At 62.0% G+C, this 26,387-nt stretch carries 25 protein-coding genes, 1 tRNA gene and 1 pseudogene; 16 read left to right on the top strand and 11 right to left on the bottom strand.

Features of this window, described 5'->3' with window-relative positions:
* The first annotated feature begins 23 nt into the window (after positions 1-23).
* The 3 genes from fsa (at position 24) to SJY36_RS02715 (ending at position 2,577) form a co-directional block, all read left to right on the top strand.
* Complete coding sequence (gene fsa / locus SJY36_RS02725) at positions 24-677, top strand: fructose-6-phosphate aldolase (protein WP_009826101.1); 654 nt, start codon at positions 24-26, stop codon at positions 675-677.
* A gap of 248 nt (positions 678-925) precedes the next feature.
* The gene (locus tag SJY36_RS02720; RefSeq protein ID WP_005851624.1) at positions 926-1,633 is read left to right on the top strand and encodes a DUF484 family protein; all 708 of its coding nucleotides are present in this window, start codon (positions 926-928) and stop codon (positions 1,631-1,633) included.
* The gene (locus SJY36_RS02715; protein ID WP_260004869.1) at positions 1,630-2,577 is read left to right on the top strand and encodes a tyrosine recombinase XerC; all 948 of its coding nucleotides are present in this window, start codon (positions 1,630-1,632) and stop codon (positions 2,575-2,577) included. The genes SJY36_RS02720 and SJY36_RS02715 overlap by 4 nt, the downstream gene beginning before the upstream one ends.
* Here the strand turns inward: SJY36_RS02715 and meaB are convergent.
* On the bottom strand, positions 2,574-3,545 hold the full coding sequence (meaB, locus tag SJY36_RS02710; protein WP_005851619.1) for a methylmalonyl Co-A mutase-associated GTPase MeaB: 972 nt from the start codon (positions 3,543-3,545) through the stop codon (positions 2,574-2,576). The genes SJY36_RS02715 and meaB overlap by 4 nt on opposite strands.
* Positions 3,546-3,655: 110 nt before the next feature.
* Here meaB and hrpB point away from each other — a divergent pair.
* Positions 3,656-6,071, top strand: a pseudogene (gene hrpB / locus SJY36_RS02705) (ATP-dependent helicase HrpB).
* On the opposite strand, the gene SJY36_RS02700 reads toward hrpB, so the two are convergent.
* The 4 genes from SJY36_RS02700 to SJY36_RS02685 all read right to left on the bottom strand — a co-directional run bounded on the left by SJY36_RS02700 (position 6,045) and on the right by SJY36_RS02685 (position 8,567).
* Positions 6,045-6,434: a DoxX family protein gene (locus SJY36_RS02700; protein ID WP_386172831.1), complete on the bottom strand. Its 390-nt coding sequence runs from the start codon at positions 6,432-6,434 to the stop codon at positions 6,045-6,047. The pseudogene hrpB and the gene SJY36_RS02700 sit on opposite strands and share 27 nt — an antisense overlap.
* On the bottom strand, positions 6,434-6,928 hold the full coding sequence (gene msrB, locus SJY36_RS02695; protein ID WP_005851613.1) for a peptide-methionine (R)-S-oxide reductase MsrB: 495 nt from the start codon (positions 6,926-6,928) through the stop codon (positions 6,434-6,436). The genes SJY36_RS02700 and msrB overlap by 1 nt, the downstream gene beginning before the upstream one ends.
* A 404-nt stretch (positions 6,929-7,332) precedes the next feature.
* Complete coding sequence (locus tag SJY36_RS02690) at positions 7,333-8,028, bottom strand: anti-sigma factor domain-containing protein (RefSeq protein WP_386172828.1); 696 nt, start codon at positions 8,026-8,028, stop codon at positions 7,333-7,335.
* Complete coding sequence (locus SJY36_RS02685; protein ID WP_005851609.1) at positions 8,025-8,567, bottom strand: sigma-70 family RNA polymerase sigma factor; 543 nt, start codon at positions 8,565-8,567, stop codon at positions 8,025-8,027. Before SJY36_RS02685 ends, SJY36_RS02690 begins: the two co-directional genes overlap by 4 nt.
* Before the next feature lie 305 nt (positions 8,568-8,872).
* Here SJY36_RS02685 and SJY36_RS02680 point away from each other — a divergent pair, with 305 nt between their 5' ends.
* Positions 8,873-10,075 (top strand): NAD(P)/FAD-dependent oxidoreductase, encoded by a 1,203-nt coding sequence (locus SJY36_RS02680; RefSeq protein ID WP_386172826.1) that lies wholly within the window; start codon positions 8,873-8,875, stop codon positions 10,073-10,075.
* A gap of 102 nt (positions 10,076-10,177) precedes the next feature.
* Positions 10,178-11,014 (top strand): NAD-dependent epimerase/dehydratase family protein, encoded by an 837-nt coding sequence (locus tag SJY36_RS02675; protein ID WP_386176425.1) that lies wholly within the window; start codon positions 10,178-10,180, stop codon positions 11,012-11,014.
* A 108-nt stretch (positions 11,015-11,122) separates the two neighbouring features.
* On the opposite strand, the gene SJY36_RS02670 is transcribed toward SJY36_RS02675, so the two are convergent.
* The 4 genes from SJY36_RS02670 to SJY36_RS02655 form a co-directional block, all read right to left on the bottom strand.
* Positions 11,123-11,830 carry an SDR family oxidoreductase gene (locus SJY36_RS02670; protein ID WP_386172824.1) on the bottom strand — a complete coding sequence of 236 codons (708 nt, stop codon included), beginning with the start codon at positions 11,828-11,830 and terminating at the stop codon, positions 11,123-11,125.
* A gap of 181 nt (positions 11,831-12,011) precedes the next feature.
* A tRNA-Ser gene (locus SJY36_RS02665) sits at positions 12,012-12,101 on the bottom strand.
* Positions 12,102-12,326: 225 nt separating this feature from the next.
* Complete coding sequence (gene ychF / locus SJY36_RS02660; RefSeq protein WP_386172822.1) at positions 12,327-13,424, bottom strand: redox-regulated ATPase YchF; 1,098 nt, start codon at positions 13,422-13,424, stop codon at positions 12,327-12,329.
* Between the two features lie 59 nt (positions 13,425-13,483).
* Positions 13,484-13,675 (bottom strand): hypothetical protein, encoded by a 192-nt coding sequence (locus SJY36_RS02655; RefSeq protein WP_005851599.1) that lies wholly within the window; start codon positions 13,673-13,675, stop codon positions 13,484-13,486.
* Between the two features lie 177 nt (positions 13,676-13,852).
* Here SJY36_RS02655 and trpA point away from each other — a divergent pair, with 177 nt between their 5' ends.
* From trpA to SJY36_RS02615, 8 genes are all read left to right on the top strand, one after another.
* Entirely contained in the window at positions 13,853-14,644 is a 792-nt protein-coding gene (gene trpA, locus SJY36_RS02650) for a tryptophan synthase subunit alpha (protein WP_009826078.1), read from the top strand.
* 97 nt (positions 14,645-14,741) lie between these two features.
* Positions 14,742-15,908 (top strand): alpha-hydroxy acid oxidase, encoded by a 1,167-nt coding sequence (locus tag SJY36_RS02645; protein ID WP_009826077.1) that lies wholly within the window; start codon positions 14,742-14,744, stop codon positions 15,906-15,908.
* A 226-nt stretch (positions 15,909-16,134) separates the two neighbouring features.
* The gene (locus tag SJY36_RS02640) at positions 16,135-16,782 is read left to right on the top strand and encodes a 50S ribosomal protein L25/general stress protein Ctc (protein ID WP_005851594.1); all 648 of its coding nucleotides are present in this window, start codon (positions 16,135-16,137) and stop codon (positions 16,780-16,782) included.
* A 152-nt stretch (positions 16,783-16,934) separates the two neighbouring features.
* A complete protein-coding gene (pth, locus tag SJY36_RS02635; RefSeq protein WP_386172820.1) occupies positions 16,935-17,666 on the top strand; it encodes an aminoacyl-tRNA hydrolase in 732 nt (243 codons plus the stop codon).
* A complete protein-coding gene (locus tag SJY36_RS02630; protein WP_386172818.1) occupies positions 17,663-18,697 on the top strand; it encodes a DUF2332 domain-containing protein in 1,035 nt (344 codons plus the stop codon). The genes pth and SJY36_RS02630 overlap by 4 nt, the downstream gene beginning before the upstream one ends.
* A gap of 67 nt (positions 18,698-18,764) precedes the next feature.
* Positions 18,765-19,937, top strand: coding sequence for a serine hydrolase domain-containing protein (locus SJY36_RS02625; RefSeq protein ID WP_386172816.1), 1,173 nt, complete (start codon positions 18,765-18,767; stop codon positions 19,935-19,937).
* Positions 19,934-20,323: a DUF2237 family protein gene (locus SJY36_RS02620; protein WP_005851586.1), complete on the top strand. Its 390-nt coding sequence runs from the start codon at positions 19,934-19,936 to the stop codon at positions 20,321-20,323. The genes SJY36_RS02625 and SJY36_RS02620 overlap by 4 nt, the downstream gene beginning before the upstream one ends.
* Positions 20,323-20,916: a DUF4893 domain-containing protein gene (locus SJY36_RS02615; protein WP_005851584.1), complete on the top strand. Its 594-nt coding sequence runs from the start codon at positions 20,323-20,325 to the stop codon at positions 20,914-20,916. Before SJY36_RS02620 ends, SJY36_RS02615 begins: the two co-directional genes overlap by 1 nt.
* A 75-nt stretch (positions 20,917-20,991) precedes the next feature.
* Here SJY36_RS02615 and trpB read toward each other — a convergent pair whose 3' ends face one another.
* Positions 20,992-22,218: a tryptophan synthase subunit beta gene (gene trpB / locus SJY36_RS02610; protein WP_005851582.1), complete on the bottom strand. Its 1,227-nt coding sequence runs from the start codon at positions 22,216-22,218 to the stop codon at positions 20,992-20,994.
* Positions 22,219-22,387: 169 nt separating this feature from the next.
* The gene (locus SJY36_RS02605) at positions 22,388-24,331 is read right to left on the bottom strand and encodes an AsmA family protein (RefSeq protein WP_386172813.1); all 1,944 of its coding nucleotides are present in this window, start codon (positions 24,329-24,331) and stop codon (positions 22,388-22,390) included.
* Between the two features lie 64 nt (positions 24,332-24,395).
* On the opposite strand from SJY36_RS02605, the gene rimO reads away from it, so the two are divergent.
* Together rimO and SJY36_RS02595 are read left to right on the top strand one after the other, a co-directional pair.
* Entirely contained in the window at positions 24,396-25,766 is a 1,371-nt protein-coding gene (gene rimO, locus SJY36_RS02600) for a 30S ribosomal protein S12 methylthiotransferase RimO (RefSeq protein WP_037943285.1), read from the top strand.
* Positions 25,767-25,941: 175 nt separating this feature from the next.
* A complete protein-coding gene (locus SJY36_RS02595) occupies positions 25,942-26,361 on the top strand; it encodes a hypothetical protein (protein WP_386172811.1) in 420 nt (139 codons plus the stop codon).
* Positions 26,362-26,387 lie beyond the last annotated feature (26 nt).

Below are 26,387 nucleotides of genomic sequence, written 5' to 3'. Positions count from 1 at the left end.
TATTCCAACCTGAAGGACGTAACATGAAATTCTTCGTAGATACCGCCGAAATCGATGCCATCGCCGAGCTGAACGATCTGGGCATGGTAGACGGGGTGACAACAAACCCGTCGCTGATCCTGAAATCCGGCCGCAACATTCTGGAAGTCACGAAAGAGATCTGTGATCTGGTCGACGGCCCTGTCTCTGCCGAAGTTGTCGCGACCAAAGCGGACGACATGATCGCCGAAGGCCGCAAACTGGCCGAGATCGCGGAAAACATCACCGTGAAGCTGCCCCTGACATGGGACGGTCTGAAAGCCTGTAAAGTGCTGTCGGACGAAGGCAAGATGGTCAACGTCACGCTCTGCTTCTCGGCGAACCAGGCATTGATCGCGGCTAAGGCCGGTGCCACCTTCATCTCGCCATTCATCGGGCGTCTGGATGACATCAACCTTGACGGTATGGACCTGATCCAGGACATCCGCACGATCTATGACAACTACGGGTTCGAGACTGAAATCCTCGCCGCGTCGATCCGCACCGTGAACCACGTGCTGGATGCCGCGCGTATCGGTGCTGATGTTATGACCGCCCCGCCAGAAGTGATCAAGAAGCTGGCCGCGCACCCGCTGACCGACAAGGGGCTCGAGACCTTCATGGCCGATTGGGCAAAGACAGGTCAGAACATCCTCTGACCCCGCCTTTAGGCGACGACAAAGGGGCACGCGCGTCACAGGCTGCGCGTGCCCACCACGATCTGCATGTGCCCGTAATCGGCCCGTGCCCTCGCAGAAAACCGCACCAGCCTCGCCCAGCCTCTGCCCCGTCCATGCGCGGCGAACGGGCGGTTTGACGCCGAAAAACCAGCCATACGCCAAAAGAAAAAAGCAGATTTAGCCTGACGCGCATGCTATGTCAGTGCCAAATATAAAAAGAGACCCGCATGAGCAGTAACCACAAGATCGAAGATTCCCTTCGGGAAGCGATTATTTCACAGCCCGACGTCATCCTTGACGACAACGACGTGATGCAGGCCCTGATCGCCGCGAATGAACGCGCGATGGGGGGCAATATTGTCGATCTGCGCGGCATCGCCATGGACCGGCTGGAAACCCGTCTCGACCGGCTTGAGGACACGCACCGCAACGTGATCGCCGCGGCTTATGAAAACCTTGCGGGGACCAACCAGATCCACCGCGCGATCCTGCGCATGCTTGACCCTGTAGACTTCGAACCCTTCCTCAAGGATCTCGGGGGCGAGGTTGCCGATATCCTGCGGGTCGACGCTGTGCGGCTGGTGCTGGAATCTGCCGAGAATGACGATGATCCCGCGATCAAGCGCTTGGGCGATGTGCTGAACGTCGCCGAACCGGGTTTTATTGACGACTACCTGTCGCACGGGCGCGGCGGCACGGTGCGTCAGGTGACCCTGCGCGGTGTGCAGCACAGCCCCGAACATATCTACGGCGGCGCGGCGGATTGGATCCGGTCGGAAGCCTGCCTGAAACTGAACTTTGGCGCGGGCCGTTTGCCGGGCCTGCTGATCCTTGGCTCCGAAGACCCGCATATGTTCAGCCCGCAACAGGGCACCGATCTGCTGGGCTTCTTCGCTGGCGTGTTCGAGCGGACGATGCGCCGCTGGCTGTCTTGAGCGGGGCAAACGCGCTTTTGATCAGCCCCGCCGCGCGGGACGCCCTGCAAAGCTGGCTGGACCATCAACGCGCCCTGAAAGGGGCTGCCGAGAACACGATCACCGCCTATCAGGGGGATCTGGTCGATTTCCTTGCGTTTATGACGCTGCACAAGGGCGACAGCCAAGGCTTGGGCGCGCTGTCAAAGATCACCATCTCGGACATGCGCGCCTGGATGGCGCAGACCCGCAGTGGGGATGTCGGGCCACGGTCGATGGCGCGCAAGCTGTCGGCGGTCAAGGCGTTCTATCGCTGGCTGGCAGAGCGCGAGGGGTTCGAGCCTACCGCCGTGCTGTCGACCAGATCGCCGAAATTTCCCAAAAAGCTGCCCCGCCCGTTGGCAATTGATGCCGCTCAGGCGATGATCGACAGCGTGGAAATGCAGTCGCGTCACGCCTGGGTGGCCGCGCGGGATGTGGCGGTCCTGACCCTGCTGTGGGGGTGCGGGCTGCGGATATCCGAAGCGCTTGGCCTCAAGGGGGCCGACGCGCCCCTGCCCGAGGTGCTGCGTATCATCGGTAAGGGCGGTAAGGAACGGGTGGTGCCCGTGCTCCCTGCGGCGCGCGATGCCGTGGATGCCTATCTACGCGTCTGCCCCTTTGGGAAGGAACGGGATGCGCCGCTGTTTCGCGCAATGCGCGGTGGGCCTTTGGCAGCGCGGGCGATATCGCAGGTGATGGCGGATGCACGGATGCAGCTTGGCCTGCCTGCCAGCGCCACCCCCCACGCACTGCGCCACAGCTTTGCCACGCATCTGCTGGATGCGGGGGGCGATCTGCGTGCGATCCAAGAGCTTTTGGGCCATGCGTCGCTCTCGACCACGCAGGCCTATACGGCTGTTGATACCGCGCGTCTGATGGATGTCTATAACCGCGCCCACCCCAAGGCGGGCGGCGGCAGTTAACGGTCCAGCTGGGTGACGAAATCCTGCGCGGCTTTGGTGGGGTCCGCCAGCCCCTGTGCCACACGATCGCTAAGCTCGGTCAACGCCGCCTTTGCCTTGGGCTTTTCCAACTGCGCAAGCAACGCCTGCTTCACCGCCTGTTCAAACCAATAGCGGGCTTGTGCGGCACGGGCATGTTGCCAGAACCCTTCGGCGCGGCGCCATTCGGTCAGCGCCTCTACCTCGGCCCATGCCTCGTCCAGCCCGTTTTCCTCCAGCGCTGAGACCATCATCGCCTTGGGAAACCCCTTGGGGTCTTGCGGCCGTTTGCGCAGCAACCGCAGGGCACCGGCGTAATCGGCACAGGTCCGCGACGCGGCGGGTTTCAGATCCCCATCGGCTTTGTTGATCACAATGATATCCGCCATCTCCATGATGCCGCGCTTGACGCCTTGCAGCTCGTCCCCGCCCGCGGGGGCCAGCAACAGCATGAAAACATCGGACATCTCTGCCACCACCGTCTCTGACTGGCCGACGCCGACCGTCTCGATCAGTACCACGTCAAAGCCTGCGGCCTCGCACAGGGTTACCGCCTCGCGGGTGCGGCGGGCCACGCCGCCCAGATGCGTCTGGCTGGGCGACGGGCGGATGAAAGCATCGCGTTCGCGCGACAAGAGGTCCATCCGCGTCTTATCCCCCAAGATCGACCCGCCCGAACGCGAAGAGGACGGATCAATTGCCAGCACCGCGACCTTGAGCCCGCGCCCGATCAGCATCATGCCAAAGCTTTCGATAAAGGTGGATTTCCCCACCCCCGGCGTCCCCGACAATCCGATCCGCAGCGCCTCGCGCCCCTTGGGCAGCGCGGCAAGCAGCTCTGTCGCCTGCGCACGGTGATCCTCGCGACCGGATTCGATCAAGGTGATCCCCCGCGCCAGCGCCCGGCGCTCCCCTGCTGCGATACCCTTTGCCAGATCGTCGATGTTCATAGGTTCTGCCTCTCACGCCCTTTGGCCCATGTTTCGATCCCGGCGGCGCAAATGTCCAGACCGCAGGCCGGGTCTTGGCCCCGCGCCGGGTTTCGCCCATAACCACGCTTATGGCTTTTACCCTTCCCATTGATGACGTGATGCCGCAGGTGATCGACGCGCTGCGCGGCCAGGGCCGCGTTGTGCTGCAAGCGCCCCCCGGTGCGGGCAAGACCACGCGCGTGCCGCTGGCGATGTTGGACGCGGGGCTGACCACCGGCCGCATCCTGATGCTGGAACCGCGCCGCCTTGCCGCGCGTGCAGCTGCCGAACGCATGGCTGCGACCTTGGGCGAAGAACCGGGGCAAACCGTGGGCTTTCGCGTCCGCGGTGCCAGCGCCGTCAGCAAATCCACCCGTATCGAGGTCGTGACCGAGGGCATTCTGACCCGCATGCTGCAAGACGACCCCGACCTGCCCGGTGTCGGCGCGGTGATCTTTGACGAATTCCACGAAAGATCCCTGAACGCGGATCTGGGCCTCGCGCTTTGCCTAGAGGTGGCCGAAGCGCTGCGCGATGACCTGTTGATCGTCGCCATGTCCGCCACGCTGGACGCCGCCCCCGTCGCTGCGCTGATGCAGGCTCCGGTGGTCACCTCCGAAGGGCGCAGCTTTCCAGTGACGCCCCATTGGCTGGACCGGCCCGTAGGCAAGCAACGGTTCGAGCAGGCAGTCGCAGATCTGGTGTTGCACGCGCTGGATACCGCCCCGGGATCGGCGCTGGTGTTCCTGCCCGGCGAAGGTGAAATCCGACGGGTCGAAAGCGCGCTGGCGGGACAGCTGCCCGCCGATTGCACGCTCGCCCCGCTGTTCGGCGCGATGGACTTCAAAGCGCAGCGCGCTGCGATTGCACCGGCCAAAACAGGCCGCAAGGTCGTGCTCGCGACCTCTATCGCGGAAACCTCGCTGACCATCGAAGGGGTGCAGATCGTGGTGGACGGGGGCCGCGCACGACGGGCACAGTTCGATCCGTCCTTCTGGCATGTCGCGGCTGATCACCGACCGCGTAACCCGCGCCGAAGCGACGCAGCGCGCGGGCCGTGCGGGGCGTGTGTCGGAAGGGGCCGCGTTCAAACTCTGGACCCGCGGCGAGGAAGGCGCGCTGGCCGCCTACCCCCCCGCCGAGATCGAGGCCGGCGATCTATGCGCCTTCGCGTTAGAGCTGGCAGTCTGGGGGGCGCAGGCCGATGACCTGAAGTTCGTGACTCCGCCTCATGCAGGCCGTCTGGCCGAAGCACAGGCCGTGCTGCACATGCTGGGGGCGCTGGATGCGACGGGTCGGATCACAGAGCATGGCCGAAGCTTGGCGAAGATGCCGCTGCATCCCCGTCTGGCGCATATGGTCGCCAAAGGCGGGCGCAGCGCCCCGACGCTGGCCGCGATCCTGTCGGAGCGTGACCCCTTGCGCGGCGGCTCTGTCGATCTGGCGCTGCGGCTTGATGCGGTCGCGGGCAAGCGCGTCCCGGCCGAGTTCAACCACGCTGCCCTTTCACGCATCAAGCAAGACGCCAAACGGCTGGCCAGAGGGCAAACCGGTGACGGCCCCGATACGCTGGGGGTGCTGGCGGCCCTTGCCTACCCCGATAGGGTAGCACTGCGGCGCAAGGGCGACGCCCCGCGATACGTTATGTCGGGCGGCAAAGGCGCAATTCTGTCCGAGAGCGATCCGCTGGCGGGCGAACGCTTGCTGGTGGCGACCGATCTTGACGGCGACCCGCGAGAAGCACGCATTCGCCAAGCCGCGCGCCTGTCCGACGGCGATCTGCGTGAAAGCTTCGCGGATCAAATCGGATGGTATAAACTCTGCGTCTGGTCCCGCCGCGAGGGCCGCGTGCTGGCGCGGCAGCAGGAACGTTTTGGCGCATTGGTGCTGGACGACAGGGCGTGGTCCGACGCCCCTGCCGAAGACATAGCGCAGGCCATGCTCGACGGGGTGCGGCAGCTAAGACTGATGCCCGGCAAAGCGGCGGCGCTGTTTCTGGCGCGGGCGCGGCTGATGGGCGATGGTTTCCCCGATTTCAGCGAGGATCACCTGCTTGAGACCTTGGAGGATTGGTTGCCCGGTCATCTGGCAGGTGTCCGCAGCACCGCCGACTGGAAGGCGTTTGACCTGCTGCCTGCCCTGACCGCGCGGCTGAGCTGGGACGACCAGCAAGCGCTTGATCGTGCCGCGCCTGCGCATTTCACCACGCCGCTGGGGCGCAAGATCGCGATTGACTATAGCGAAACGCAGCCCCAGATCGCCCTGCGTCTGCAAGAGGTCTTTGGCACCACCCGTCACCCCATGATCGCAGGGCAGCCCTTGCAGATCACGCTGCTGTCCCCCGCGCAGCGACCCGTGCAGGTGACCACCGATCTGCCGGGGTTTTGGGCTGGGTCCTATGCCGATGTGCGCAAGGACATGCGCGCCCGCTATCCGCGCCACCCGTGGCCCGAAGACCCGACGCAGGCCGATCCGACGCTACGGGCCAAACCCCGCGGCACCTGAGCCCCGACGGTGTTGCGCGGCGTGCCCTGCGAGCACCAGTAATCCGCCCGCAATCGCCCAGTTCTTGACAAAGATCGACATCTGCCACGGGTCGTCAGGGATGAAGTGGAAAATGCTCGTTGCCATACAATAAAGCGCGAGTGCTGCGCTCATGGGGGCGAGCCAGAGACCGAAGATCAGGCTGATCGCCGCCACCCCGTTGAACAGCATCGCGGGCCAGACGAGGAACACGGGCAATCCGCGATCCGACAGCAAACCCTGTGCCGCTGCAGGGTCGACCAGCTTTTGTACAAATCCCGCGACGAAAAGGACCGCCAAAAGCAGGCGGCCCGTGTAAATCGCAATCCTCTCAACCCGCTGCATCAGGCGGCGGCGGGCGTAAAGGTCATCGCCAAACCGTTAATACAGTGGCGTTTGCCCGTGGGTGCAGGACCATCATCGAACACATGGCCCAGATGGCCGCCGCAGCGGTCGCAATGCACCTCGGTCCGCGTAGTAAAGAACCCCTTGTCCGGCATGGTTTCGACAGCATCGTCCAGTGGGGCGAAGAAGCTTGGCCAGCCGGTGCCGCTTTTGAACTTGGTCTCGGAGCTATAAAGCGCCTGATCACAACCCTTGCAGTGGAACACGCCTTTGCGGACCTCATCGTTCAGCGGGCTGGTAAACGCGCGTTCGGTATCCCCCTCGCGCAGGACGGCATATGCGTCATCGCCCAGTTGAGCGCGCCATTCGGCAGGGGTGCGGCTGACTTCAAAGTCGCCCTGTGCCACGGTCCCGGCCTGCGCCGCCGCGCCTACGCCAAACGGCAAGGCCGCCATCGTCATCGTTGTGCATTTCAGGAAATTCCGGCGTTTCATAATGCCCCCTTAAGGTTGCGGTACTGCGGATAGATTGGATGTCTGTTGAAAGGGCCGCCGGACGTCGCGCGTGGCGCTGACATCCGGCGGTACTCGTTACAAGGCACGCGAGGTGCCGATACTGGATAAACCCGTTGGCGGAATGCATGGTTCCACGCCAACAAACTCGTTACCAAACCGCGCCAAAAACACGGCACGGTCCCTCAGCGACATGGGCTTGCAACCAGTGTCGGCCTGAGTTGTGGAAATACACGGAAGTAGAAAACGAGAAGTTTCACCGAAAACGCAAAAAACCGCAGTTTTTATTAAACTTTCTCAAATACCGTTAAGAAACAAAGACTTCGACCACATGAAAGCGAGCGAAGTCTTTGTTTGAAAAGTCAGCGACCCCGATAAAACCCGGATTACAGTTCAGACATGGCCCCTGCGGCCAGGACATCGCCCGTAGGCGCACCCGTGGGCGAGCCGCCGACGGGTTCATCCGAAATCGCCAGCGTGATCTGTGCCGCCTGGCTGCGCAGCTCTGCCGGAACAAGAATCCGCGTCGTCTCGCTGTCGGGCAGAACGCCCAAGGAAACCGGAGCCTGATCGGGCAGGATCGCCCAAAGTTCTAGCACACGCCCCTCGTTCGCCGAGCCCGAAACGCGGCGTAGCGCGATCTCGTGCTTGACCGGTTCGACCACGGCCAACACTTGCAACGGGCTGGTGTCGCTGACCAGCTGTGCGGCCAGAACGGTCGGTTGATCGCCGCCCGGACGTGTGTTGATCTCAAGCAGTTGCACGCCAAGATAGCCCGCAAACAGCAGCGATGCCATCGCCACCCCCTGCCAGAGCCACAAACGTTGCAGGATCGACACCCGCTGCTTCGGGAAGACCTGCGCCATCAGCTTTTTCTTCACGCGCGCGGGCGGCGAGACGGGATCGATCCCGTCGGTCATGGCGGTCAGGCGTTCCTGCCAGAAGACAACGCGGTCTGCGAAATCACGTTCAGTCGCAATGCGCTGACGCGCCGCGATCATATCGTCGTCAGACGACAGGCCCAGCACCATTTCGGCGGCCAGAAGATCGTCATCATGGGGTGTTTCAGGCGTTTGGGTCATTGGCTCATACACTCCCGCAGGGCGATCAGGCCACGGCGCAGCCAGGTTCGCATCGTATTCAGCGGCACGCCGAAGCGTTCAGCCAGATCGGAATAGGTCTCGCCATCCAGATAGGCACCCCGAATGGCTTTGCCACGGTCTTCTTCCAGCGTATCAAGACAGCCCGACAGGCGCGACGCCTCTGACGAGGCAACGGCGTATTGTTCGGGCGTGGGTCCGGGGGAGACAAGTTCAAAACCGGGCGTGTTCACGTCCTGATGGCCTTTTTTGCGGGCCCGCAGACGGTCGATAGAGGTATTTCGCGCAATGGTGATCAGCCACGTCATCGGGCTCAGGCCATTGGCATTATACTTATCGGCATTGTTCCAGATTTTGACGAAACTGTCTTGCATGGCGTCCTCTGCTGCGGCGCGTTTGTTCAACACACGCAGACAAACCCCGAAAAGTTTCGCAGAAACACGATCATAGAGCTGGTCAAACGCCGCGCGGTCTTTCAACGCGACACGGGCAATCAAGTTTTCGATTTCTTGTCGGTCCATTTGCACGGGCCTTTTCTCCACCTGAACGGGTTTCCAGCGTTACACCGAAACCTACGGCACTCACTACATTTGTCCAGCAAAGCGTTGTCATTGGACGGTTTTGTGTAACCCAGGCGCATCGCGTTGGCCAATGGGTAATCTATCGCGCGGCAAGCGGGCGCGGAAATGGCCCCCCGCGTTCACAAGCTATGGACGGGGGCCGGTGTTGCGCGTTTAGTCGTGGCAGGGCTGCCTCGTTGTACACCGCTGCACAGCATCCCGTCTGTCTGGCCCCTAAGTGGCCCATATGTGGAAGGAGTATCGCGATGCCGCAGCCCAATTACAGCACCTATGACGTTGTCATTATCGGTGGCGCGATCTTTGGATCGTCTGTCGCATGGTGGCTGACCCAGATGGCCGGTTTTGACGGCAAGGTTCTGGTGGTCGAACGTGACCCCACCTATGAATACGCCGCCACAAGCCATACCAACAGTTGCATCCGCCAGCAGTTCAGCTCGGCCATCAACGTGAAGGTGTCGCAGTTCGGGGCCGAGTTTATCAAGAACTTCCGTCGGTTTATGGACGATGATCCAGAGGTGCCGCATCTGGCGCTGCAAAGCTTTGGCTATCTCTACCTCGCGGACACGCCAGAGTTTGCGCAGACGCTGCAACAGAACCAGCAGATACAGGTGGCACTGGGGGCGGGCACGCAACACATGACCGCCGCCGAGGTCGCTGCCGCTTACCCGTTCTATCAGCTTGATGACATCATTGCCGCCAACCACAACCGCGTGGATGAAGGCTATTTCGACGGCGGTACCATGTTTGACTGGCTCAAGCGCATGGCTCGCCGCAACGGAGTGGAATACCTGCACGACGAAGTGACCGCGATGACCAAAGCCGCCGATGGCACATCCGTCACCCATGTCACGCTGAAATCCGGCGCAACGGTGGCCTGCGGGACGGTGGTCAACGCCTCTGGCCCGCGGGCGGCCGCGACGGCGGGCATGGCCGGCATCACCCTCCCGGTCGAGCCGCGCAAACGCTATACTTTTGTGTTCGATGCCGCCAAACCGCTGGACCGCGACCTGCCGCTGACAATCGACCCGTCCGGCGTGCATTTCAGGACCGAAGGGAAATACTACATGGCGGGCTGCCCCCCGCGCGAAGATCCTGCGGTCGCCTATGATGACTTTGCCTTTGACCACAGCCTTTGGGAGGACAAGGTGTGGCCCGCCATCGCCACCCGCGTCCCGCAGTTCGATCAGGTCAAGGTGATCAACGAATGGGTCGGGCACTACGATTACAACACGCTGGACCAGAACGCGATTGTCGGGCCGCACAGTGTGATCGAGAATTTTTTGTGCCTGAACGGGTTCTCCGGTCACGGGCTGCAGCAGGCACCCGCCCTTGGCCGTGGCATCGCTGAATGGATCACCTATGGCGCATACCGCACGTTGGACCTAAGCCCCTACGCCTACCGCCGGATCGAGGAAAACCAATCGCTGATTGAAAAGGCGGTGATTTGATCCCCCTGCCCCGATGACATACCCATGCCAGGCAACACCCCTTTGTGCGGGCGCGCAGCCTTGCTTGGCCTCGCAAAACGATAGTGGAAGGAAAACGACATGATGAAGAAACTGGTTCTGACGGGGGCCGCAGGGCGGCTTGGGTCCTACCTGCGTGAACCCCTGTCCCAAATGTGCCAAGAACTGGTCAGCACCGACATCGTCGATGACATCGGCAAGCTCTATGAAGGCGAAAGCTACGCCAAGGCCGATGTCGCCGTCTATGACCAGATCGCGCCGCTGCTGGAGGGTGCCGATATGGTTGTCCACTTCGGCGCCATCGTCGACGAAAAACCCTTCGAGGAACTGCTGGGGCCGAATTTCGTCGGATCCTACAACGTGTGGGAAGCCGCCTATCAGCACGGGCTTCAACGGGTCGTCTATGCGTCCTCCATCCACGCTGTGGGCATGCACAAGAAATCCGATTTCATCGGCATCGACGCGCCCCACAAGCCCGATACATTCTACGGCCTCGCCAAATGCTTTAGCGAAGACCTTGCGTCCATGTATTGGGACAAACGCGGGCTAGAGGCCGTGTGCCTGCGCATCCTCAGCTGCGCGCAGGTCAACAACACCCGTGCCTTGGGATCGTGGTTGTCCTATGACGATCTGATCCAGCTGGTCACCCGCGCCATCGATACGCCATCGGTCGGCTTCAGCGTGGTCTACGGCGTGTCCAACAACGACCGCGCGCCGGTGGACAATGCCAAAGCGTCCTTCCTCGGCTATCGCCCGAAAGACAACGCAGAGCAGTTCGCCGAGAAGATCCTTGCCGAAGCACCACCGGTCGATCTGAAAGACCCCGGCCAAATGCACCACGGTGGCCCCTTTGCCGCGGTCGACCTCGGCGAAAGCGGCGTGGCGTCGATGAACATCGTCAACGACAAGAAAACCACCTGATGCCTTGAGGGCGGGGCGGGGCTTTACCCCCGCCCCCCATGTTTCACGTGACGCGATGTTTGGAATGGCACCCGTCTTGCCAGCGGGCGCGACAGATGCGCCCGCGGCTCACAATTCGATGCGGATATCGTGGATCCACAGCTTTGGCGGCCGCGAGAGCACAAAGACCACCACATCAGCCAGATCGTCGGGCTCGGTAAAGATATGGTTGGGCACATCCTCCCCCGCCTTCGAGAACATCCCCGTGTTCGTCCCCGACTGGTAAACTCCGCCCACGCGCACGCCGGTGTTTTCCTCGTCCGCTTTCAGCACCTCGGTAAAGCCACGCACCCCGTATTTCGTGGCGGTATAGACAGATTGCCCGGCCTGCGCGACGACGCCGGACTTGGAGACGACATTCAGAATGATCCCCTCGTCATTCGCGCGCAGCGCCGGAATGGTGGCTTGCGTGATCTGCATCAAGCCCGTCAGGTTGGTCTGCACGGTCGCCTGCAAAAGCTGCGGCGGGATCTCATCCAGCGGGCCGGTTTTGTGCCAGATGCCCGCATTGTTGATCAGAATATCCAGCCCGCCAAATGCGGCTGTCACCTGCTCTACCGCCCCGCTGATCGCATCCGGGTTCTGGATATCACAAGGAATGCCGATCGCTTCGCTGGCTCCAGCGGCGATACATTCAGCCTCTACCGCAGCCAGCCGGTCAGCATCGCGCCCCAGAATGGCCAGACGCGTCCCTACTGCCGCGAGTTTAAGGCAAATATGCCGCCCGATACCATCACTTCCACCAGTGACGATGATACGCTTGTTCTTTAATTCCATGATCCGCTCCTGAGTATTACACCCCCTCTACCCCACCTCGTTTCCTCGCGAAAGCATGGGCGCAAGGTTTGCAAAAGGCGGGTGGCGGCGAAACTGTCGGAGGGGAAAGCCAAGCGCAACGTCGCGCCCCATCTCGGGCCGCGCAACACCTGATCAGTATGTAGATAAATGTCTAGGTGTATGGCGGAGACGAAGGGATTCGAACCCTCGAGACCCTTCCGGGCCTACTCCCTTAGCAGGGGAGCGCCTTCGACCACTCGGCCACGTCTCCGTCGACGCGTATATCCAAGAAAACGCATGGGGCACAAGCGGTAATCTCAGAAAATACCGGGAATGTCGGGATCGCGGGGATAGCGGAGGATATCGGGGGCGGGATACGGCTTGCGGCGCTATGCGCGCGGCGCTGGCCGGGGTCATCCGTGGGGCGATGGCAGCGGGAGGTGCCGCTCGCGCGCCAGATCGGCGGGCCGCCTGGAAAGCGGCCCGCCGGATTGGATCAGGTGCTGAACAGGAAGTGCAGCACGTCGCCGTCTTTGACGGTGTAGCTTTTGCCCTCGGCGCGCATCTTGCCGGCTTCCTTGGCGGGGCCTTCACCGCCCAAGGCCACGAAATCGTCATAGGCGATGGTTTCGGCGCGGATGAAGCCTTTTTCAAAATCACCGTGGATCACGCCTGCGGCTTTCGGCGCAGAGGTGCCAGCCTTGATCGTCCAGGCGCGGGCCTCTTTCGGGCCGACGGTGAAGTATGTCTCAAGGTGCAGCAGCTCGTAGCCCGCGCGGATCAACCGATCAAGCCCGGCTTCCTCTAGCCCCATCTCGTCCAGGAACATGCCGGCCTCTTCGGGCTCTAGCTGGCTGATTTCTTCCTCGATCTGGGCAGAGATCACGACGTGGCTATTGCCCTGCGCCGCGGCCATTTCCGCGACTTTGGCAGAAAGGGCATTGCCCTCGGCCGCTTCGGATTCACCGACGTTGCAGACATAGAGCACCGGCTTGGTTGTCAGCAATTGCAGCATGCGCCAGGCTTTTGCGTCATCCGCGTCAACCTCGACGGTGCGCGCGGGTTTGCCGTTTTCGATGGCTTCTTGCGCGGCGGCCAGCAGGCGGTCTTGCTGCGCTGCGTCCTTGTCGTTGCCCTTGATCTTGCGGACCAGACCGGAACGGCGTTTTTCGATGCTTTCCAGATCGGCAAGCATCAGTTCTGTATCGATGGTCTCGGCGTCTGCCACGGGGTCCACGCGCCCTTCGACGTGGGTCACATCGCCGTCTTCGAAGCAGCGCAGCACATGGGCGATCGCGTCCGTCTCGCGGATATTGGCCAGGAACTGGTTGCCGAGGCCTTCCCCTTTGGACGCGCCTTTGACCAAGCCTGCGATATCCACAAAGGTCATCCGCGTCGGGATAATCTGCTTGGAGCCCGCAATCGCGGCGAGTTTATCAAGTCGCGAATCCGGCACCGCGACTTCACCGACGTTCGGTTCGATTGTGCAGAACGGAAAATTGGCCGCCTGCGCTGCCGCTGTTTTGGTCAGCGCGTTGAAGAGGGTCGACTTGCCGACATTCGGCAGACCCACGATTCCCATCTTAAAGCCCATGACAAGCATCCTTTATAAGTTGGCGTTGTCCTAGGGTTTTGGCCGCCTTTGCGCAAGTCTTAGCGCAGGCGTCGGTCCTCGTGCGTCTGGTAAATCAGGATCCATGCGAGCACGATGAACATCGGATGGGTCAACCCACCCGAAAAGATCACGGCCGGAATCCAGATCAGGAAGACGATAATCGCCGTGAAGATCCGTCCTGTCAGCAGGATGGAAAGCGGCGGCAACAGCAGGGCGAGTACATAATTCATCCGGTAAATGTAGGCGCAGGCGGCGGGATTTAAAGGACTATGTGATGCGCACCTGCATAAATAGAGTGCCTTTGACCCCTGTTTTCCGGAAAATCGCCCGAGCCCACCGGCGGAGTTGGATTGATTTCCCGCGATATATTCGGCATTGCAGCAGGGTAACGTAAAAAGGCCGCCCTCATGACACGTATCGACGCCAAATTCGCTGACCTCAAATCCCAAGGCAAGAAAGCCTTTGTCGCCTATGTGATGGCAGGCGATCCCGACTTTGACACGTCGCTCGAGGTGGTGCGCGGCCTGCCTGGCGCGGGCGTCGATATTATCGAACTGGGGCTGCCGTTTACCGATCCGATGGCCGATGGCTCTGCCATTCAGCTGGCGGGACAGCGCGCGCTTGAAGGCGGGATGACGCTGGACAAGACGCTGGCGCTTGCCGCGGCGTTCCGCGAACAGGATGACACGACCCCGATCGTGCTGATGGGCTATTACAACCCGATCTACTCCAAAGGCGTGGATACATTCCTTGAGGCCGCCAAGAAGGCCGGCGTGGACGGGCTGATTGTCGTGGACCTGCCACCGGAAGAAGACGCCGAGCTCTGCCTGCCCGCGCAAGCCGCCGGTATGAACTTCATCCGCCTTGCGACCCCTACGACCGATGACAAACGCCTGCCGCGGGTTGTGCAGAACACCTCGGGCTTTGTGTATTACGTGTCGATCACCGGCATCACCGGCTCTGCCGAAGCGGATGCGGGCGATGTCGCCCCCGAGGTTGAGCGCATCCAGAAGGCCAGCGGCCTGCCCGTGATTGTCGGGTTCGGCGTGAACACTCCCGCCAAGGCCGAAGCCATTGCAAGCGTTGCTGATGGGGTTGTTGTCGGCTCTGCCATCGTGTCGAAAATCGCGGATGGGCTGCCTGTCGAAGACGTGCTGAGCTTTGTCAAAACCCTGTCGGATGGTGCGCATCGGGCCTAAGCGCCCGGCTCGACGCCCGATGTCGTGGCGTAAAGCAATTGATTTCAACGGGCCGTATTGGTTAGATCATCTGACCAATACATAGGAACTTGCCACCATGCCCGTGATCACCACCATCGACGACCTCAAGCGCCTGCATGAACGCCGCGTGCCGCGGATGTTCTATGACTACGCGGAATCGGGCAGCTGGACAGAGCAGACCTTTCGCGAGAACACGACCGATTTTGAACAGATCCGCCTGCGCCAGCGCGTCGCCGTGGATATGAGCGGGCGCAGCACCAAGACACAGATGATCGGGCAGGATGTGGCGATGCCTGTGGCGCTGGCCCCTGTCGGGCTGACCGGCATGCAGCACGCCGACGGAGAGATCAAAGCCGCCCGCGCCGCCGAAGCCTTTGGCGTGCCCTTCACCCTGTCGACCATGTCCATCAATTCGATCGAGGATGTGGCAGAGGCGACGACGAAACCCTTCTGGTTCCAGCTTTATACCATGCGCGACGAAGACTATGTCGCGCGGCTGATCCAGCGCGCCAAGGATGCAAAATGCTCGGCCCTTGTCATCACGCTTGATCTGCAAATCCTCGGCCAGCGCCACAAGGATTTGAAGAACGGCCTGTCCGCCCCGCCCAAGCTGACCGCCAAAACGCTCGCCAATCTGGCAACCAAATGGAGCTGGGGCATCGGCATGATGGGGGCCAAGCGGCGCAGCTTTGGCAATATCGTGGGCCATGTGCACGGCGTCGACGACACAGCCAACCTCGGCGCATGGACGGCAGAGCAATTCGACCCCACCCTCGACTGGGGCAAGATCGCCAAGCTGAAAGAGCAATGGGGCGGCAAGGTCATCCTCAAGGGTATTCTTGACGCCGACGATGCGCGGATGGCGCTGAAAGTCGGGGCGGATGCGATCATCGTCAGCAACCACGGCGGGCGCCAGCTGGACGGGGCGATCAGCTCTATCCGGGCGCTGCCGTCAATCCTGGAGGCCGTGGGCGACCAGATCGAAGTCCATCTGGACAGTGGAATCAGGTCCGGTCAGGACGTGCTCAAGGCGATGGCGATGGGGGCCAAGGGCACCTATATCGGGCGCGCCTTCATCTACGGGCTTGGCGCGATGGGTCAGGCCGGGGTTACCTCGGCGCTGGAGGTCATCCACAAGGAGCTCGACCTGTCCATGGCGCTTTGCGGTGAAACCTCTGTCGCGGGTTTGGGCAAGCATAACCTGCTTATTCCAAAAGGTTTTGAAGGCGACTGGCAGCCCTGAGGCTGCGCCTTCTTCGCATGATACGCCCGCCTTGGCTGATATGTCAGGGCGGGCGGAAACCCTGCGCGCAGCCCCTGCCCCGCCCCGCATAGGTCGCAAACCAAAGCCAACTTGCGCAAAAGCGGCGTTTTAGTCTTTCCCAAACGCCCAAACCCGTCTATACGCGCGGCTTCACGCGGACATACAGCCTTGGAGGATGTCCGCCCTAAACATATTGGAGATTACAATGGCTGGAGAGATTCCTGATCTTGAAGCTTTCGAACGCACGGGGACAGGCAAGGGCGCCGCTCGTCAGGCACGCCGCGACGGCATGGTTCCTGGTATCGTATTCGGTGGTGACCTTGATCCGCTGCCGATCAACCTGGACTTTAACAAGCTGCTGACCAAACTGCGCGCAGGCCGCTTCAAGGCGACCCTGTTCAACCTCAAGGTTGAAGGCCAAGAAGACGTCCGCGTCATCTGCCGCGACGTTCAGCGTCACGTTGTTAAAGACCTGCCAACGCACGTCGACCTGATGCGTTTGAAGCGCACCACCAAAATCAACCTCTTCATCCAGGTTGAAGTCGAAGGCGAAGAAGTCAGCCCCGGCCTGAAAAAAGGTGGCGTTCTGACGCTGGTACGTCCCGAAGTTGAACTGGTTGTGACCGCAGGCGATATCCCTGATCACATCACAATCGACGTTTCCGAACTGGAAATCGGCGACAGCCTCACCATCTCGAGCGTGAAGCTGCCAAACGGCACCAAGCCGGTCATCGACCGTGACTTCGTGATCGCGCAGATTTCCGCGCCTTCCGGTCTGGCCAGCCAGGACGATGATGAAGACGAAGATGTTGCAGCAGACGAAGTGCCCGCAACAGAAGTCAAAGAAGACTGATACTGATATATCCGTCGCGCCTGCGGGCGCGAATGGGTTGAGACGGGGTCGCCATGGGCGGCCCCGTTTTTCGTTGGGGCGTTATTTCGTTTGGCCCCGCGGTCTGCTATCCTTGGCCAAACAAACGTTTTTATCCAATTGAAGGGGTCCGCATGAAACTGATCGTAGGGCTTGGCAATCCGGGTGCCAAATACGCGGGCAACCGGCACAACATCGGCTTTATGGCGCTGGACCGCATCGCGCAGGACCACGGCTTTGCCGGATGGAAGACCAAGCACAACGGGCTAGCGGTCGAAGGGCGTTTTGGCGCGGACCGCGTGGTCTTGCTCAAGCCCGAGACATTCATGAACAACTCTGGTCAGTCGGTGCAATCGGCCATGCGGTTCCACAAGCTTGAACCGGCGGACGTGATCGTTTTGCACGACGAAATCGACCTCGCCCCCGGCAAGGTGAAATGCAAGACCGGCGGCGGGCATGCGGGGCACAATGGCTTGCGGTCGATCCATGCGCATATCGGTCCCGACTATGACCGTGTGCGCCTTGGCGTAGGCCATCCGGGGCATAAGGACGCCGTACCGGGCTATGTCCTGCGCGACTTTGCCAAGGCAGAGCAGGAATGGCTGGACGACGTATTGCGCGGGATCAGCGACGGTGCTGCGGACCTGGCGCGCGGCGATACGGCCAAGTTCATGAACGCCGTGGCCTTGCGTGTTGCCCCGCCACGATCCGGCACGGGCACCAAGAAACCCGCGGGCACTGCGGCTAAAGCTCAAGCCGCTGCGCCAAAGCCCGCGCAGCCAGCCCCAACGCAGCCCAAGGCAGAGCCTGCCCCCCAGACCGACGACCGCAGCGCCATGCAAAAGCTGCTGGACCGGTTCAAGTGACACTGCAAGCCGCCTTTGAAGAGCAAGCCGGGCATTGCATCGCACTTGGGTCTCCCTTCATGGGGCAGTTGATGGGCGTGCTGGCGCGGGACTGGCCCGCCGACACAGCCCTTGGCCGTAAATTTGCAGCGCTCGAAGGGGATATCGGCCCGTCGGGCGCGTCCCTTCCCCTGCGCATCGCGGGCGGGCTGCATGCGCTGGTGCTGAAACGCAAAGCGCCTGCGCTGATGGCAGTTTACCCGCCACACAAGGCGAGCGACCGAGCCCTGTCAGAGGCCGTGCGCGACGCGATCACCACGCATGAAGCCTTCTTGCTTGATTGGACCGACAGCGCACCGCAAACGAACGAGGTCCGCCGCTCTGCCGCGTTGATCGCCGGGGCCCGCGTCGCGGCGCAGCATTTCAACCTGCCGATCCGCCTGTCCGAACTTGGGGCCAGCGGCGGGCTCAACCTGATGTGGGACCACTTCGTGCTCGAGATCGAGGGGCATCGCTTCGGGTCGAACATGTCCACGATCCTGCTGTCGCCTGACTGGACAGGCAAACTGCCACCGGCGATCAACCCGCAGGTCGAAAAACGTCGCGGCGTTGATCTGAACCCGCTGGACCCGACGCGGCCCGACCACCTGTTGCGGCTGATGTCCTATATCTGGGCGGACCAACCCGAACGCCTGACACTGACGCGGACCGCGGCCTCTGTCATGACGGCGCAGGTGCAACGCGGCGATGCGATTGACTGGCTGGCGCGCACCCTGCCCCAATCCCCCGAAGGGTGCCTGCACCTGATCCAGCACACCGTCGCGTGGCAGTATTTCCCCAAAGCGGCACAGGCCCGTGGCAAGGCGTTGATCGAGGCTGCTGGCAAACGCGCCACGCGCAACCGCCCGCTGGCATGGCTGTCGATGGAGCAGGACGGATCCGGCCTCAAGGGGGCCGCGCTGACGCTCAGGCTCTGGCCCGGTGACATCACCCTGCCCTTGGCGCGGGTCGATTTCCACGGTCGCTGGATCGATTGGACCTACACCGGCTGACGCCAAGTTTATCTGGCACCACCGCAGCCTTCGTGCTTGGGTATCCCCGCATATCAGGGAGGATTTCATGCGCACATTCGGGAAATGGCTGGGCCGTATTTTACTGGCTCTCGTGGTGGCTGTGGTCGTTGTCGGCCTGTGGAAGCGCGAAGAGATCACGCGGCTGCTGGCGGTGAACTCGCTCTTTGCCGAAGACAAGATCGTGCATAACTTCAGCCATATGGACGACGCCTTCCTGTCCAAGCCTCTGTCGCGCGGTGATGGCCCCACGGCAGAGCTGTCTTATGGACCCGAATACGCCCCCCCTGCCGAGGTCAACGACTGGATCAAAGCGCGGGATGTGACCGCCTTGGTTGTGCTGAAAGATGGTCAGATTGTCTATGAGAACTACTTTAAAGGCACCCAGCCCGATGATCTGCGGATCAGCTGGTCTGTCGCCAAAAGCTACCTTTCCGCGCTTGTGGGTATCCTACTGGACGAAAGGGCGATTGCATCGCTTGACGACCCCGTCACGACCTATGCGCCCAAGCTGAAAGGCACCGCCTATGACGGGGCGACGCTGCGAAACGTGCTTAACATGGCCAGCGGGGTTACCTTTGACGAAGATTACCTCGACCCGGATTCCGACATCAACAAGATGGGCCGCGCCCTCGCCCTTGGCGGAGAGCTGGACGATTTCACCGCAAGCCTGAAAGATACTTTCACCACGCCCGGCAGCCAGTGGCAGTATGTGTCGATCGACACCCATGTCATCGGTATGGTCGTTCGGGGGGCAACAGGCCGGTCCGTCACCGATCTTTTGTCGGAAAAGATCATCACCCCCATGGGTCTTGAGCATGCGCCCTATTACGTGACGGACGGCGCGGGTGTCGCCTTTGTCTTGGGCGGGTTGAACCTGACGACCCGCGATTACGCCCGCATGGGGCAGATGTTCCTGCAAAACGGTCGCTACAACGGTCAGCAGATTGTACCGGCAGACTGGGTCGCCGCCTCTACCGCGCCATCGGCCCCGACGGCAGAGGGGCAGATCGGCTATGGCTATCAGTGGTGGATTCCTCAAGGCGCGACAGAGGGTGAATTCATGGCCCGCGGTGTGTATGGTCAGTATATCTACATCAACCGAGCTGACGGGGTGGTGATCGCGACCAATGCCGCCGACCGCAAGTTCCGCGAGGCCGGGGTCAGCGATCAGAACATCGCCATCTTCCGCCAGATCAGCGCAGCCTTGGGGGGCACATGACACCTGACGAAAGCATCAATATTCTGGGCGGCCCGCTGGCCGTCTGTGGCAGCGACCCCGTCACGGGCTTTTTCCGCGACGGGTCGTGCAACACCTGTGCCGCCGATCAGGGCAGCCACACGGTCTGCGCGATCATGACAGCCGAGTTTCTGGCCTATTCCAAATATGTCGGCAACGACCTGAGCACCCCGCGCCCCGAATTCGGCTTTGCCGGACTGTCGGCGGGCGATCCGTGGTGTCTTTGTGCGGGGCGTTTCTTGCAAGCGGCGGACGAGGGCTGCGCGCCAAAGGTGCATCTTGAGGCAACCCATCAGCGCGCCTTGGATATCGTGCCGCTGAATATCCTGCAGGCCCATGCCCTGCGCCCGAACGGCGGGGCAGACTGATGCTGCGCCTGACTGCTGCCCTGACTACGGCCTTGACCGCAGTGCTCTGCGCCGCCCCTGCCATCGCCCAAGACGCCCTGCGCCCGCAAGAGCAGCTCCGCCTCGACCGGTTCGAGGCAACGGCGGGCGATGCCCTGCTGCAAGCGTTCCAAAGCGGCAGCGCGGATGATCTGGCCGCTCTGTCGCGCGCCTTGTCCGGCACACCGCAGGTTGCCTTTGACGAGGGGCTGGCCGGCGATTGGTCCTGCCGCACGATGAAACTGGGCGGCCTTCCCGCGCTGGTGGTCTATAGTCCGTTCAAATGCCGCCTGACCTTTCAGGGCAACGGGTATCTGTTTGAAAAGCTCAGCGGGTCGCAGCGCACCACGGGGGTCATCACGCTGCGAGACGGGCGTGCGGTCTATGCTGGCGTCGGCTATGTCGCGGGAGAGGTACCGCCCGCTTACGACGCCCTGCCACCCGGTTTTGCCGGAGATGGCACCCTGCAACCCGATGTCGCGGTGTTCGAACGTGTCAGCAACCAGCGGGCGCGGCTGATGTTTCCCGCGCCGGTGGTCGAAAGCGACTTTGATATCCTAGAGCTGACCCGATAGGGCCAGCGCCAAAAGAAAAGGGGGCGATGCGCCGCCCCCTTCGTGATCGTCAGTGTCTAGGCTTTTGTCTGATTCTCAGACCTTCATGTCAAAACCAAGCGCCTTGGCGACGGTGAAAATGTCTTTGTCGCCGCGCCCACACATGTTCATGCAGATGATGTGATCCTTGGGCAGCTCTGGTGCGATCTTCATCACATGCGCCAGCGCGTGGCTGGGTTCGAGCGCGGGAATGATCCCTTCAAGCGCGCAGCTCAGCTGGAACGCCTCAAGCGCCTCTTTATCGGTGATCGACACATATTGCGCGCGGCCAATGTCGTGCAGCCAGGAATGTTCGGGCCCGATCCCGGGGTAATCCAGACCGGCCGAGATAGAGAACCCTTCGAGGATCTGACCGTCGTCGTCCTGCAACAGATAGGTACGGTTACCGTGGAGCACGCCGGGGCGGCCACCGGTCAATGACGCGCAATGCTCCATCTTTTCGTTCACGCCCTTGCCGCCAGCTTCGACGCCGATGATATTGACGTCCTTGTCATCAAGGAACGGATAGAACAGCCCCATCGCGTTCGACCCGCCACCGATCGCGGCGACCAGCGTGTCGGGCAGACGGCCTTCGGCGGCGTCCATCTGTTCGCGCACTTCCTTGCCGATGATCGCCTGAAAGTCGCGAACCATCGCCGGATAGGGGTGCGGCCCTGCGACCGTGCCGATGCAATAGAATGTGTCGCGCACATTGGTGACCCAATCGCGCAACGCGTCGTTCATCGCATCTTTCAGCGTCCCACGGCCCGAGGTGACGGGGATCACTTCGGCACCCAGCAGACGCATGCGGAAGACGTTGGGGGCCTGACGTTCAACATCATGCGCGCCCATATAGACAACGCATTGCAGACCGAACTTGGCACAGACGGTGGCCGTGGCCACACCGTGCTGGCCCGCACCGGTTTCCGCAATGATACGTTTCTTGCCCATGCGCCGCGCCAGAATGATCTGGCCCAACACGTTGTTGATCTTATGCGCGCCGGTGTGGTTCAGCTCGTCGCGCTTCATGTAAACCTTGGCACCGCCCAGATGTTCGGTCAGACGCTCTGCGAAATACAGCGGGCTGGGGCGACCGACATAATGGGTCCACAGGTCGTCCATCTCGGCCCAAAAGCTGTCATCTGTCTTGGCCTTTTCATATTCCGCTTCCAGTTCGAGGATCAGCGGCATCAGGGTTTCCGACACAAACCGCCCCCCGAAATCGCCAAAGCGGCCATTCTCGTCAGGTCCGGTCATGAAAGAGTTGAAAAGATCATTGTCCATGGAGGTGCTCCTTGCGCTTGGCGACCAGCCTTAACGCCCCCGCCGCGACAGGTAAAGACGGGGTGGGGGCGGCGAAGGGCCCGTACCGCCCCTCGCCCGTAAAACGCCACGGAAAATTGCAATTTTCCAAACTGAGGGTTTGGAAATACACGGCCTGCATGGCGCGCCGCTAGTCAAAGAGCTTGAACAGCCCGCGCCGCAGCTCGTCCTCTACCTTCTGTTTCACCGCATCCTCGACCGATTGCCCGTCCTGCCGCGATACGCCCAGTTCCTCCTCCAGCTTTTCGTTCAGCTTTTGGCGGGCCTGTTCCTTTTCCTTGGCAAAGTTCATGTCCAGCGCCGCCTGCAAATCCGGCTTGATCTGCGGTGCGGCCCACGGCCCGAAGATGCGCACCGGAATGGCCAGCCCCCGATCACCGTTCACCCGCAGTGCCTTGGGCGTGACGGTATAATCAAGAGTTTGCGCCCCCAGCCCCACCTGCCCTGTGCCCGTGGCGGTAAAGTTCGGCAGCTGCATCAGCAGGTCGTCGTTGCGCAGTACGCCTTGATCCATGTCGAATGTCGCGGCAAGGGAATCGAAGACCGTCGTGCCCCCCTCGACGTCGAAATTGCCCATCAGCGCATCAAGGTCGATCCCCTCGATATGCCCACGCCCGACATTCACCGCGCCCGATCCGCTAAGCGACCGCATGATCGCGTCCAGCGATGCGCCGGACCCGAGGAAAGATACCTCTGCATCGCCCGTACCGTGGAACCGGCCCAGCCCTGCGGTCTGTTGCAGCAAAGGCTGCATGGCGATGGAGGTCGCGTTCAGCGCCCCGCCCACCGACAGGCCGTTGCGGTTGTTGACCACAAACTCCCCACTGATAACACCGGCATAGGCCCTGATCTCGCGCAGCTCGGCGACCAGACGCGATCGGTCGTTGCGCAGCAATACGCGCGTCGCGCCCAAGCTTAGCGTGCCCAGATCAATGCTATCTGCCCGCAGCGCGACCTCGCCGTTGAAGGCGGAAAGCGCGGACGCATCAATCGGTGCTTTCGACCACCCTGTCGGGGACGCAGGCGCGGGGCTGCTGGACGCGGGCGCGGTGCCACTGGGGGCGCTGCTTGCAAAGCCGGTCAGGTCCAGCGCGCCGACGTTGATCTGCGCGTTCACATCGGGCGTGCCGTTCAGCGTGATATCCGCCGCGCCGGTCAGGGCGTTCCCGCCCAGATCGGCCACCACCTCGCGCAGGGCCAAGCGCCGGTCCGGCGTCAGGGTCAGATCAAGGTTGATATCCGCCGTTTTTCCCAAGCCCTGCGGCAGTGCGATGTCACCCACCCCGAGCGCTGCCAGAAAACGCCCCGTGTCCGATGTCTTGAGCCAGAGATCCCCCGCGACAGCGCCGGTCAGCCCCGCCCGTCCGGTCAGCGAGACGCCGCCCCCTTTGGTGTCCACACGGGCACGCAGCGGGCGGATATCGCCGTTCAGGAATTGGTCAAACCGGTTGATCGTCGCCTCGATCGACACGCGATCGGCCGCGGGGCGCAGGGCGGCCTTGATCACCGCATCGCCCGCCCGTTCGGGCCAATCGAGCGACAGGTCCACACCGTCAAATCGCACCAGATCGCTGCCCTCGGCATCATAGATCAACGTGGCGTCGGTGATATTGAGCCGCTGGATCGTCAGCGGGCGCGGGCTGCGCGCAGGCGCGGTCGGAGCGGTCTCGATGGCTGCCTCGCCGCCGCCGTCGCTGAACTGCCAGCTGGCACGCCCGTCGCGGCGTTGCTCCAGCCGGATGGTGGGGCTTTGGGCTTCAATGTTGGTGATCTTGATCTCGCCTCGGATCAGCGCCATCGCATCAACCCCGATGGCGGCATTGGCGGCCGAGAGCATCGCCCCATCCTTGGCCCAATCGGCGTTCCCGACCTCGAGCCCGCCTGCGGTCACCCCCAGCACCGGCCAGAAGGTCAGCCCCACATCGCCCGTGATCGTGACCTCGCGCCCTGTCAGGTTGCGCAACTGGTCCGCCGCGATTCGCGCAATACGGTCGGCGGGCAGCAAGAACAGCGACCCCACCGCGACCACCAAAATCAGCAGCAGTATGCCAATTGCCCGAATAATCCACTTCATCGCCCGTCTCCTTGCCTGATGCGGGGCCTTTCCCAGACCCTTTGCATGGCTTATAGCGCAGTTCATGAGCACAAACCCACCAAATCTACGCCCCGATCTTGCGCCAAAGGCCCAGATCAGCAATCCGTCCCGCCCCGGCCAGCCGACCATCGGCATGGTATCGCTGGGCTGCCCCAAGGCGCTGGTCGACAGCGAACGGATTTTGACGCGGCTGCGCGCCGAAGGCTACGGCGTGTCGCCGGACTACGCCGGGGCGGATGCGGTGATTGTAAACACCTGCGGGTTCCTTGATTCCGCCAAGGCCGAAAGCCTTGACGCGATTGGCGAGGCGCTGAACGAAAATGGCAAGGTGATCGTGACCGGCTGCCTCGGGGCCGAGCCGGATTATATCCGCGAACATCACCCGCGTATTCTGGCCGTCACCGGCCCGCACCAATATGAACAGGTGCTGGACGCGGTGCATGGGGCCGTGCCGCCTTCGCCCGATCCGTTTATCGATCTGCTGCCCGCGCAGGCCGTCAGCCTGACGCCGCGCCACTACAGCTATCTGAAGATCTCGGAGGGCTGTAACCACAAGTGCAAGTTCTGCATCATCCCCGACATGCGCGGCCGCCTGCAATCGCGCCCTGCCCATGCGATCCTGCGCGAGGCAGAAAAGCTGGTGCAGAACGGCGTGAACGAACTGCTGGTGATCTCTCAGGATACCTCGGCCTACGGCGTCGATATCAAACATGCCGAAGACCGTGGCCACCGCGCGCATATCACCGATCTGGCGCGTGATCTGGGGTCGCTCGGGGCGTGGGTACGGCTGCATTACGTCTACCCCTACCCCCATGTGCGCAACCTGATCCCGCTGATGGCTGAAGGTCTGGTACTGCCCTATCTGGATATTCCTTTCCAGCACGCGCATCCCGACGTGCTGAAACGCATGGCCCGCCCTGCGGCGGCAGCAAAGACGCTGGATGAAATCGCCGCGTGGCGCGACACCTGCCCCGACATCACCCTGCGGTCGACTTTCATCGTTGGCTACCCCGGCGAGACAGAGGCAGAGTTCCAGACCCTGCTGGATTGGCTCGACGAGGCGCAGCTGGATCGCGTGGGCTGCTTTCAGTACGAAAACGTTGACGGGGCGCGGTCAAATGCGCTCCCCGATCACGTGCCGGACGAGGTCAAACAAGACCGCTGGAACCGTTTTATGGAGAAGGCGCAAGCCATCTCGGCCGCCAAGCTGGAAGCCAAAGTCGGTCGCCGCATGGATGTGATCATCGACGAGATCGACGACGAGGCTGCCACCTGCCGCACAAAGGCAGACGCGCCAGAGATCGACGGCAACCTGTTCATCGACGAAGGCTTCGAAAACCTGAGCGTTGGCCAGATCGTGACCGTCGAAGTCGAAGAAGCCGGCGAATACGATCTTTGGGGGCGCGTGGTCTAGGCCACCGCCCTCCCCCCTTCTGAACCGCGGAACAATCGGAGCGCCCTGGCGTTCGTATGCGCATAGGCAGGTCCGATTGCAGGCGCAGCCCATGTAGTGGAAATAGCAAATCCACACCCTACATATAGACATGTAATGGCGTATCAGAGGTGAAACCCTTGAAAAGGCGCACGCGATGTTCTATATATGTTCCAACCAGAACAAGGGGGCCTACACAATGTCCTACCAACCGCAGTTTCCTGGCATGTTCGATCCCGACAACGGGGCCGTACCTGCCCATGCAGAAGTTTCAGCCCGCGACGCGCGCGCCGCTTTGCCGCCGACGGAGAAGCAGATGCACTATGCTACCTCGCTTAGCCTCAAGACCGGCGCGCCTGTGCCAAAACGGGCGTTGACCGATCGCGCCGCGCTGTCTGAATGGATCGACGCCCATAAGCCCAAGCCGGTGGATGGGCCGTTTTCGCAGTATCCGTCGTCAAAGCAGGTCGCTTTTGCCGAACGCATCGCCCGCCTGAAGCGCCGCGATATCCCGCAGGAATGTTTCCGCGACAAGACGATGATGTCGCGCTGGATCGACGGCAATAAACCCCGTTGATCCGGACGCGCGCCACGCGTCGGCAT

This window comes from Sulfitobacter sp. R86518 (assembly GCF_042466275.1).
Classification (GTDB): domain Bacteria; phylum Pseudomonadota; class Alphaproteobacteria; order Rhodobacterales; family Rhodobacteraceae; genus Sulfitobacter; species Sulfitobacter pontiacus.
This window is presented reverse-complemented; position numbering and strand designations above follow the sequence as displayed.

Bases quoted from the DNA above. Each gene is read 5' to 3' on its own strand.
- SJY36_RS02685 (WP_005851609.1), bottom strand. From the start codon at position 8,567: ATGGACCGACAAGAAATCGAAAACTTGATTGCCCGTGTCGCGTTGAAA.
- SJY36_RS02655 (WP_005851599.1), bottom strand. From the start codon at position 13,675: ATGAATTATGTACTCGCCCTGCTGTTGCCGCCGCTTTCCATCCTGCTG.
- SJY36_RS02615 (WP_005851584.1), top strand. From the start codon at position 20,323: ATGCTGCGCCTGACTGCTGCCCTGACTACGGCCTTGACCGCAGTGCTC.
- trpA (WP_009826078.1), top strand. From the start codon at position 13,853: ATGACACGTATCGACGCCAAATTCGCTGACCTCAAATCCCAAGGCAAG.
- fsa (WP_009826101.1), top strand. From the start codon at position 24: ATGAAATTCTTCGTAGATACCGCCGAAATCGATGCCATCGCCGAGCTG.
- SJY36_RS02680 (WP_386172826.1), top strand. From the start codon at position 8,873: ATGCCGCAGCCCAATTACAGCACCTATGACGTTGTCATTATCGGTGGC.
- SJY36_RS02605 (WP_386172813.1), bottom strand. From the start codon at position 24,331: ATGAAGTGGATTATTCGGGCAATTGGCATACTGCTGCTGATTTTGGTG.
- rimO (WP_037943285.1), top strand. From the start codon at position 24,396: ATGAGCACAAACCCACCAAATCTACGCCCCGATCTTGCGCCAAAGGCC.
- SJY36_RS02690 (WP_386172828.1), bottom strand. From the start codon at position 8,028: ATGACCCAAACGCCTGAAACACCCCATGATGACGATCTTCTGGCCGCC.
- SJY36_RS02675 (WP_386176425.1), top strand. From the start codon at position 10,178: ATGAAGAAACTGGTTCTGACGGGGGCCGCAGGGCGGCTTGGGTCCTAC.
- meaB (WP_005851619.1), bottom strand. From the start codon at position 3,545: ATGAACATCGACGATCTGGCAAAGGGTATCGCAGCAGGGGAGCGCCGG.
- SJY36_RS02720 (WP_005851624.1), top strand. From the start codon at position 926: ATGAGCAGTAACCACAAGATCGAAGATTCCCTTCGGGAAGCGATTATT.
- SJY36_RS02645 (WP_009826077.1), top strand. From the start codon at position 14,742: ATGCCCGTGATCACCACCATCGACGACCTCAAGCGCCTGCATGAACGC.
- SJY36_RS02595 (WP_386172811.1), top strand. From the start codon at position 25,942: ATGTTCTATATATGTTCCAACCAGAACAAGGGGGCCTACACAATGTCC.
- msrB (WP_005851613.1), bottom strand. From the start codon at position 6,928: ATGAAACGCCGGAATTTCCTGAAATGCACAACGATGACGATGGCGGCC.
- ychF (WP_386172822.1), bottom strand. From the start codon at position 13,424: ATGGGCTTTAAGATGGGAATCGTGGGTCTGCCGAATGTCGGCAAGTCG.
- pth (WP_386172820.1), top strand. From the start codon at position 16,935: ATGAAACTGATCGTAGGGCTTGGCAATCCGGGTGCCAAATACGCGGGC.
- trpB (WP_005851582.1), bottom strand. From the start codon at position 22,218: ATGGACAATGATCTTTTCAACTCTTTCATGACCGGACCTGACGAGAAT.
- SJY36_RS02700 (WP_386172831.1), bottom strand. From the start codon at position 6,434: ATGCAGCGGGTTGAGAGGATTGCGATTTACACGGGCCGCCTGCTTTTG.
- SJY36_RS02620 (WP_005851586.1), top strand. From the start codon at position 19,934: ATGACACCTGACGAAAGCATCAATATTCTGGGCGGCCCGCTGGCCGTC.
- SJY36_RS02625 (WP_386172816.1), top strand. From the start codon at position 18,765: ATGCGCACATTCGGGAAATGGCTGGGCCGTATTTTACTGGCTCTCGTG.
- SJY36_RS02640 (WP_005851594.1), top strand. From the start codon at position 16,135: ATGGCTGGAGAGATTCCTGATCTTGAAGCTTTCGAACGCACGGGGACA.
- SJY36_RS02670 (WP_386172824.1), bottom strand. From the start codon at position 11,830: ATGGAATTAAAGAACAAGCGTATCATCGTCACTGGTGGAAGTGATGGT.